Here is an 8947-nt window from a genome sequence, read left to right as displayed (position 1 = left end):
CTATAATCTATCGCATCGCAGCAGCAGGGGGCAAAACTAAGTTAGGGTTTGAGCCCTGGCCATGACCGTTAGCGGTGCCATTGTCAGGATTATCCTGGAGTAAAGCATCCCGAATCATCCGAGCAATTACTCGCTGTGCTAAACCACCAGCAATTTTTTGTCCCATTTCCTGGGTCTCCTGTTTGATCAACATTTGAGGAATAACTGGCAACAATTGCATTAGGTCAAAACCAGGAGTGTCTTGTAAAATTTTCCAAATCCGCTGGATATTCTCAGTAGTTTCGGGTTGATCTTCTGGCTTCTTGTCTTGATTATCTTTATTATTTATTTCTAAGCCTAGACGTTCCTGCAAGGCATAACTGACGTTATCCAATGTCCGTCTTCCAAAGCTATCGATCGCCTTGACAATTTCATTGACCAACTGCTCCCGGATGAAAGCTCCTCGATCTGAAAAAATAAAGTCTAGGGTCTGATCTAAGACTTGGTTGATATCATAATCTGGAGAATTTCCAGCATTGCGCAACAGGTTTTCCAGACGGTTCCAACGGAAACCGCCATCCTTAAACAGTAAATCCTTCAAGGATGCCCGTAATTCCGGTGATGGATCTGTCAATAAGCGCTTGGCTACATAAGGATAGGCTTTACTGAGTACTTTGAAATCTGGCTCAACATTCATGGCAATCCCTTCTAAGGTGACTAGGGAGCGAATAATCAGGGCGTAGTAAGCGGGTACCCGGAAGGGATACTCATACATCAAAGCTGATAACTGGTCAGTGATACTCTTAAAGTTGAGTTCTGCCACACTGGCTCCCAAGGCGTTGTTAAAAACCTTGCCTAGGGCAGGAATAATCGGTGTCAGGTCTGTATCTGGGGTGAGAAACTCCAGCTTCACGTAGTCCTTCGCCAAACCAGGGAAGTCACGATTGACCAGATGGACAACAGCTTCAATCAAACCATAGCGCTGATACTTCTTGACTTGGCTCATCATCCCAAAGTCAATATAAGCCAGCTTGCCGTCAGAAGTGGCTAACAGGTTTCCAGGGTGAGGGTCAGCGTGAAAGAATCCGTATTCCAGTAGCTGTCGCAAGGAACAGTTTACCCCAACTTCAATCAAGTGCTTGGCATCAATGCCTTTAGCCTTGATTGTCTCCATATCCGTCAGCTTACTACCCGTTACCCATTCCATAGTCAGGACACGACGCCCGGTGTAGTCCCAGTAAATTCGGGGAACATAAATTTCCGGTAGTTTGCCGTAAAGCTTGGCAAAGCGTTCAGCATTGCGCCCTTCATGCTGATAGTCCATCTCTTCAAAGATCCGGGCACCAAACTCATCCATGATGGCAACCAAGTCACTGCGCACCCGCTTGACATTGCTTTGTACCCACTGTGCCAGACGGCGTAGAATGTAAATATCTAGGGTAATTTTATTTGCCAATCCTGGTCGCTGTACCTTGACCGCAACAGTTTCCCCAGTTTTGAGTTTGCCCTTATAGACCTGTCCTAAGGAAGCCGCTGCCACAGGCTTTTCAGTCAGTTCAGCGAAAATATTTTCCGGGCGATCGCCTAATTCTTCCTCAATAAATTTATAAGCCACCTCATTCTCAAAGGCTGGGAGTTGGTCTTGTAGCAGCGTCAACTCATCCAAGAAAACTTGTGGGACTAAATCCGGTCGTGTGGAAAGAGCTTGTCCGATTTTAATGTAAGCTGGTCCTAGCTCAGTTAAAATTTCCCGCAGCTGAATCGCTCTGCGCTGGTTCTTGGTAACATCCCGACCCCGAAACCGATCCCACCACAGACCTAGAGCAAACGATATAAATGACGAAATGATGGTAAAAGACCGCCCTAGAACTGACAGGTATGCGTTCTGGTACTGGGCTGCGATCGCTGACGGGTCGTAGCGTGGTTTGTCTGTTTCCAAGACAGAGGATCCCGTTGTCGAGCTCAACTCTTCCTCAACTGTGATCTGAGTTCCCGACACTGGTACCACTGACTTGTCCGCATCAGCCTGTGAGTCTAGTGCTTGAACAGAAGTTGGGGAAACTGTTTTAGGATTCATAAGAAGATATTTCCGACGGACAAACAGAAGCGATTCTGTAAACTATTGTAACAAAAGGGGGATATCATTAAAACTTAATAAAGGTTCGGCAATCTTCATACCAAAATGGTGGAATAACCCATTCCTGGGTAAGAATACGTAAGCCATCAGCTATCAGCCATCAGCTAGCCATTAGCTATTAGCCAAAGGCCACGCTACTGTTCGCGCAGCGTGCCCGTAGCGCAATCGGTGCTTTTAGGTGCAACCCGTGGCAAATTTAATTCTTAATGGTAAGAGCGCACCTTTGAATAAAATAAGCTGACGGCTGACGGCTGACGGCTGACTGCTTAAAGGAATACTGATTTTTAGTGGACACTTGACGATAAACTGAATGGTGAACGGTCAACGATTACTAGAGTTAACCCTTAGACTTCAATTGGGTATTAGGGTGTGACTTTTTCTAAATTGTTACAAAATGTGTTTACTATCACAATTTTCCCAACAGTGAATTTTGCTCAATGTTAGTTTATTTGCGAATTCACAACTTTGCCTTAATTGACCACCTAGAAGTGGAATTCGGTGCTGGCCTAAATGTGTTGACTGGGGAAACCGGTGCGGGTAAGTCCATTATTTTGGATGCCATTGATATTGCCCTGGGGGGAAAAGTAACCAATCGGCTGATTCGCACAGGGACTAAACGGGCTTTGCTAGAAGCCACCTTCTCGGTAGATAACCCCTTGATTGCCTGGTTGAGTGAGCAAGAAATTGACTTACTTGATCAAGCCGATTTAGTCTGTAGCAGAGAGATTACCGCAACAGAAAAAGGCATGCGATCGCGTTCTCGGGTCAATGGCACGATAGTTAATCGGCAACTGATGGAGGGACTGCGTGAGCGCTTGGTAGAAATTACTGCTCAGGGTCAAACCATACAGCTAATTATGCCAGCACGCCAACGAGGGCTACTCGACCTTTACGGCGGTTCCCTTGTGATCCAACAGCGAGATCGAGTTGGATCTGCGTATATAGCTTGTCAAGAGGCCAAGAAAGCTCTAGAGACACAGCAAAAGTCTCAGCAAGAACGCCTACAACGTCTGGACTGGTTAGAGTATCAAATTCAAGACCTCAGTGCTGCCAACCTTAGCGCTCCTGACGAACTTGAACAGCTTGAACGTGAACACCAGCGTCTGAACCATGTTGTGGAACTCCAACAGAGGAGTTACCAAGTCTATCAAGCACTTTACCATAATGATCAGGGGACTTTAGCTAGTGCTGACTTATTGGGTCAAGCGGAAAGTACCTTACAGGATATGGTAGACTATGATAGTCAATTGCAACCTCTACTAGACTTAGTCAGTGGAGCATTGGCTCAAGTGGTGGAAGCTGCCCATCAGATTAATGCCTATGGAGATGGACTAGAGACTGATCCGGAACGTCTCCAAGTGGTGGAGGAAAGAATTGGGGTTCTTAAACAAATTTGCCGCAAATATGGACCAACCCTTGCTGAGGCAATCGCTCACTATGAGAGCCTACAGGCAGAACTGGAAGAATTAGGCAGTGAAGGTGCATCTCTAGAACAATTAGAGAGAAATTACGCATTGAGTCAGGAAAACGTGACCGATGAATGTGATCAACTGACCAAATTGCGCTATAGGGCTGGGTCAGAACTGGAAAAACAGCTGGTTAACCAGTTAAAGCCCTTGGCTATGGAGAAGGTAAAGTTTACAGTGGAAATCAGCCCCATTGTCCCCACGGCAGCTGGTGCTGATCAAGTCACCTTTTACTTCTCTCCCAACCCCGGAGAACCCTTGCAACCTCTTGCTAAGACGGCTTCCGGTGGAGAAATGAGTCGATTTTTACTGGCACTGAAAGCCTGTTTTTCCAGCAGTAACCAGCCAGGAACAACCTTAATTTTTGATGAAATTGATGCTGGGGTGTCTGGTCGGGTAGCAGGAGCGATCGCAGAACGACTCTACCAACTCAGTCAACGCCACCAAGTTCTTTGTGTGACTCACCAACCGTTAATTGCTGCGATGGCAGACCAACATTTTAGGGTGGATAAACAGGTGATTGCTCAACCGATTTCTAGCATTTTGAAACAACCATCTTCCCCTCAAGTTAACCGCTCTGGCAGGACTCAAGTAGTTACCCAAATCCCGGAATCTGGAATGCCCGAGCTTCGAACTGTAGTAAGGATTAGTCTCCTGAATCATCCCCAAAAGCGGCAGGAAGAAATCGCTCAGTTAGCTGGTGGACAGTCGGCTCAAGACGCTATGAATTTTGCGGCTTCCTTGTTGTCCCAAGCTGCTAGCTGGCGTAAGACATGCACAGTGGGAAGACAGGACTAAGGCCAAAGGCGTTGCGTCAGTCTTTGAATGAATAGGAGATTAGTGGGCATCCTGCCCGCCCCAAAAGATCGCCGAACAGGCAAGATGCCTATTCTACAAAACTCTTAAAATCATTCCATTATTAAGCAACGCCAGGCCAAACAGCTAAATGTTAAAAATTGTGAGGTTGTGATGCATTAGTTTAATAGTTGGATCGCAATTGATTAATTAAGCTACTGACAAATTAATCTAGAATGCACTATAATCCAGTCAGGCCATATTTAACTCTCAATCAGAAAAAATCTACTCAGCGGCCAGCATAGAAGGTGCTCTCTAGGTAATCAACAGATTAGCCTTAAACTCAGATCAATTCGGTTAACTGGCTCTGACGAGTCAATAAGTATCAATGTAAGAGTAAATAAGTATCAAAAACACGCCATCATTAGACCGCTTCAGCAAAACCAAAGCTTTAGCGCAGGATAATTCTATGGTAGCTGCATCTGTTGATCAACACAATTCAAATCAGGTGGAAAAGGGGAGCATATCTGAGGCAAATTCCTCAGCAGCCGGTTCGCTAGTTGCGGCGGGACAAGGGATATCTAACTTTCTGGCACCTTTAAACCGGAAAAGTTTAAAACAAGTAGTCCCAAGTGTAGAGAAGGCACTCCAGATCGTCAATCAAACCCTGTCGATGCTGGAAGCTCTACTGGAAAACCAAGATTTTGAGAAGGTTCTCCAGGAGATTTTGACTGCGATTACTATCAAGACGGCAGAGTTAATGAATGCCGACCGAGTAACAATATTTTTTCTGGATGAAGACAAGAAGGAACTTTGGTCGGTAGTGGCAAAGGGAGAGGGAAACAACACCTTAGGAGAACTGCGATTTCCAGCTGATCAGGGCATTGTTGGTGAAGTAGCTACTTTCAAACGGGTGGTTAACGTTCCCTACGATTTTTATGATGACTCTCGTTCTAACACTGCCAAAAAGTCTGACAAAAAAACTGGATATCGCACCTATACCCTGCTAGCATTGCCCCTGTTGAATCGACAGGGAGATTTAGTTGCCGTAGTCCAATTACTGAATAAGGTCAAAAATTCCTATAGACAGAACGCTTCCTTAAAGGAAAAAATTGATCAACAGGGCTTTACTGACGAAGATCAAAAACTGTTTAAGGATTTTGCCCCTTCGATGCGGCTGGTTCTAGAATCTTCGAAGTCGTTGTACCGAGCTACCCAGAGACAAAGAGCAGCAACAGCACTGATCAAAGCTACAGAATCCCTCAATCTCAGCAGTTTGGATCTAGACGAAACCCTCAAGCGGGTGATGGATGAGGCGAAAACGCTGATGAAAGCCGACCGTAGTACCCTGTGGCTCATTGACCGAGAACGTAATGAACTGTGGGCGCAAATTCCCCAAGCGGATGGTTCCTCCCAAGAAATCCGGATCCTAATGGGGGTTGGCTTTGCCGGCAAGGTAGCTCAAACAGGTGAAGCTCTAAATATTCCTTTTGACCTATATGATCATCCCAATTCATACAATTCCAAAAAAGTTGATCAGGAATCTGGTTATCGCACCTGTAGCCTCTTGTGTATGCCAGTGTATAACTCCAATCAAGAGTTAATAGGTGTCACCCAACTAGTCAACAAGAAAAAGACCGGTGACTTTGAGCCCTACAATCCGAATGATTGGCCTAAAGCTCCCGAATGCTGGCAAGCAAGTTTTAATCGCATTGATGAAGAATACATGAAAGCCTTCAATATTCAAGCTGGGGTAGCCATACAGCGAGCGAAACTTTTTGCCACCATCAAACAGCAGGAACAAATTCAGCGGGATATGCTGCGCAGTCTCAGTAATGGGGTTATTTCCACCGATAAAACCGGTAAGATTATCGCTACCAATGAAAGTGCCAAGAAATTGCTGGGGTATTACCCTGGAGACAGATTGGAGGGGTTATCGGTTAGTCAGTTGATTAACATCAAAGGGGGAAATTTTGCTCAATGGCTCCAGAACGCTTTAACTGCCAAGACAGAAAAAGACAGCCGTCAGTACTACCCCGACCAAACCCTGATCTCACAGGGGTTAGAATCAACCAAGCATTGTGTGAATCTCTCGATTAACTCTATTGCTGATGCCAGTGATCAAACCCATGTCTATGGTGCGTTGGTAGTCATGGATGACATTAGTGATGAAAAACGCCTCAAGACTACCATGTATCGCTACATGACCCAGGAGTTAGCAGAGGAATTACTTAAGCTCGATGACCATAAATTAGGAGGCGATCGCAAAGAGGTATCAGTTCTGTTCTCGGATATTCGTGGCTATACTGCTTTGAGCGAAAGTTTAAAGGCAGAAGAGGTCGTGGGTATGCTAAACGACTATTTTGAGTCGATGGTGGATGCAATTTTTGAATATAAAGGTACCCTCGACAAATACATTGGGGATGCGATTATGGCTGTTTTTGGTTCGCCCTTGCCCCAAGAGGATCATGCTTGGAGAGCAGTGCAAACAGCCTTAGAGATGCGCCAACGTCTCAAAGAGTTTAATCAGCAACGTGTTAAAGCTAATCGAAAACCTTTAAAGATCGGCATTGGCATCAACTCCGATAGCGTCATTAGTGGTAATATGGGTTCGACTAAACGAATGGAGTTTACCTCTATTGGTGATGGAGTCAATTTAGGTGCTCGCTTGGAAACGGCTAGCAAGCAATACGGTTGTGACATCCTAATTAGTGAAAATACTTACAGAGCCTGTGCTGACCAGATCTGGGCTAGGGAATTGGACAAGGTAATTGTTAAGGGCAAGACCAAGCCAGTATCCATTTATGAACTGGTGGGCCTAAAATCTGAACCGATTTCGGAGGACAAAGCACGAATCATTGAACATTACTACAAAGGCCGTCAGTATTACCTCCAGCGACAGTTCGCCCTCGCCATGGGTGAGTTTGGCACCATTCTACAAAAATATGACAAACATGACCAAGCGTCTGTATTGCACCTGAGCCGTTGTCAGCGTTTTCTTCAAGAACCTCCTAACGATGACTGGGATGGTGGCTGGAAGTTGTTAGAGAAATAGTCGTTAGTCCTTAGTGATTGGTCAAAGGATAATTGTTAAGACCATAGCGCCCATACAACAATGCCCATATCCCATACACTAGGCTTGAGCAACGGGTGCAAGCCTAAGTCTTGTTTCAATTAACTAAGGACTAATGGATTAACGATTAGAGAACCTTGTGAGTGTACTCATGCTGTTTTACATTATCTTCCTTAGTAACAACTCGCTGCATATTTAGCAACCGCTTGCGTTCTGTGGAAAAGTTGAAGTTATCAAACGTTGTGCCGAGGGGAATATGAGCGATCGCTTCTGGACAACTCTTGTAAGTGCGTGCAGCCGCGAGGGCTCGGTTAGTAAAATCATCGCAAAACTGAGCATCCTCTGGAAACTCAGCGGGTTTGACAAGGCTATCCCCTGAGATTACTTGACCTAGAGTTGTACCAAAAGCCACTGAGTAAGATGTAGGAACGCTTTTAAGCAGTGCTTCTAGGGAGGCTGAGGGGATGGGTTCAATAATTTGAACTTGATGAACTTCCCCCTCTTCTTTGATAAAGCAGGTGGCTAAGCCCACCACCAGGTAGTTATCGGTAGATAAATCGGGAGCATTAGCTAAGGGAGTTGCAGCGGTCATAAGACTATTTCAGTACAGGATTTGAAACCAAGTTGACACTCCCCCGTCTAAAGACGTGGGGATTCCTAGATCAGCGAACCACCTTAAACCGTCGTGTCTTCGGGAGAAGCAATACTTAACCAAATATCGGTAGAAAACTACCAAATACCCAGTTAATTCACGGCAGACCTAGAGGGCAGTTCTCCTTAGGCGTTCAGGTACTTTCTTGAGAGTGCCGACTCTTTTCCCCATGTTTCGGTGTGCCCCACCGTACACTACGGTGCAATCTGTGGCAAATTCAATTCGCCAACGGAAAGCGCACCGGTTTTTCTTGGAAAGTTTTCTGTTCTAGGTTCACACGTCAATTGTTGGTTGACGATTGGGTTTTTAGAGAGGATTTTCCCTACCCTCTGAGCATTACTACTTTCTAGGCGGTCAAACTTGGTTCCCTATTCCAGCTGTCCTAGCGGTTTTTCAGCCTGTACTCTATAATACTTTATTCTACACAGGCAAGGAGAAGATTAGGGAAGCTTACAATCTTTTTTTTTCACGGCGACTAAAGTCGCTCTCGAGCTTTCATCCACGCTCTGAAGAGGCGTGGTTTTCAGCTTGGTGACTCTCACATATAGCAGCAACCGAAGTATAGTTGAGGACAGAGTATTTTGGTTGAAAGGGAGCAGGGAGTAGGGACTAAGGCCGTAGGCCACGCGGGGCGCGTTCGGAGCAGAAATATGTCTTAAGCTTTACTTCGACTGTTATTAATCACGCGCCAAGATAAATCAAATCAATAGCTTTGGTGGCATTCTATCAGCAGAGCAGGTCAGCTGATACCTACCCGGTGCGCTTACAGTCGTTGAATTAAATTCGCGCTTAGGTGAGCGCCGTTTAATCCAACCGCCGCTGACCTAAGTCTTCTCTATTCTGCT

General features: G+C 45.6%; 4 protein-coding genes. 2 read left to right on the top strand and 2 right to left on the bottom strand.

What is annotated here, in order from left to right:
* Positions 1–7: 7 nt before the first annotated feature.
* Complete coding sequence (locus F6K37_RS24835; RefSeq protein WP_287252819.1) at positions 8–2056, bottom strand: ABC1 kinase family protein; 2049 nt, start codon at positions 2054–2056, stop codon at positions 8–10.
* 497 nt (positions 2057–2553) lie between these two features.
* On the opposite strand from F6K37_RS24835, the gene recN reads away from it, so the two are divergent.
* Both recN and F6K37_RS24825 read left to right on the top strand, forming a co-directional pair.
* The gene (recN, locus tag F6K37_RS24830; protein WP_287252817.1) at positions 2554–4380 is read left to right on the top strand and encodes a DNA repair protein RecN; all 1827 of its coding nucleotides are present in this window, start codon (positions 2554–2556) and stop codon (positions 4378–4380) included.
* A 466-nt stretch (positions 4381–4846) separates the two neighbouring features.
* The gene (locus tag F6K37_RS24825; RefSeq protein ID WP_008181579.1) at positions 4847–7432 is read left to right on the top strand and encodes a GAF domain-containing protein; all 2586 of its coding nucleotides are present in this window, start codon (positions 4847–4849) and stop codon (positions 7430–7432) included.
* A 145-nt stretch (positions 7433–7577) separates the two neighbouring features.
* On the opposite strand, the gene F6K37_RS24820 is transcribed toward F6K37_RS24825, so the two are convergent.
* Positions 7578–8042, bottom strand: a complete 465-nt coding sequence (locus F6K37_RS24820; RefSeq protein ID WP_008181580.1) for a hypothetical protein — start codon at positions 8040–8042, stop codon at positions 7578–7580.
* Positions 8043–8947 lie beyond the last annotated feature (905 nt).

Origin of the sequence: Moorena sp. SIO4E2 (genome assembly GCF_010671945.1) — a bacterium.
GTDB lineage: Bacteria > Cyanobacteriota > Cyanobacteriia > Cyanobacteriales > Coleofasciculaceae > Moorena > Moorena producens.
The sequence above is the reverse complement of the archived record's forward strand: the minus strand, read 5'-3'. Positions and strand labels throughout refer to the sequence as shown.

What these genes read in the sequence shown, in the direction of transcription:
- F6K37_RS24820 (WP_008181580.1), bottom strand. Translation starts at nt 8,042, where the DNA reads ATGACCGCTGCAACTCCCTTAGCTAATGCTCCCGATTTATCTACCGAT.
- recN (WP_287252817.1), top strand. Translation starts at nt 2,554, where the DNA reads ATGTTAGTTTATTTGCGAATTCACAACTTTGCCTTAATTGACCACCTA.
- F6K37_RS24835 (WP_287252819.1), bottom strand. Translation starts at nt 2,056, where the DNA reads ATGAATCCTAAAACAGTTTCCCCAACTTCTGTTCAAGCACTAGACTCA.
- F6K37_RS24825 (WP_008181579.1), top strand. Translation starts at nt 4,847, where the DNA reads ATGGTAGCTGCATCTGTTGATCAACACAATTCAAATCAGGTGGAAAAG.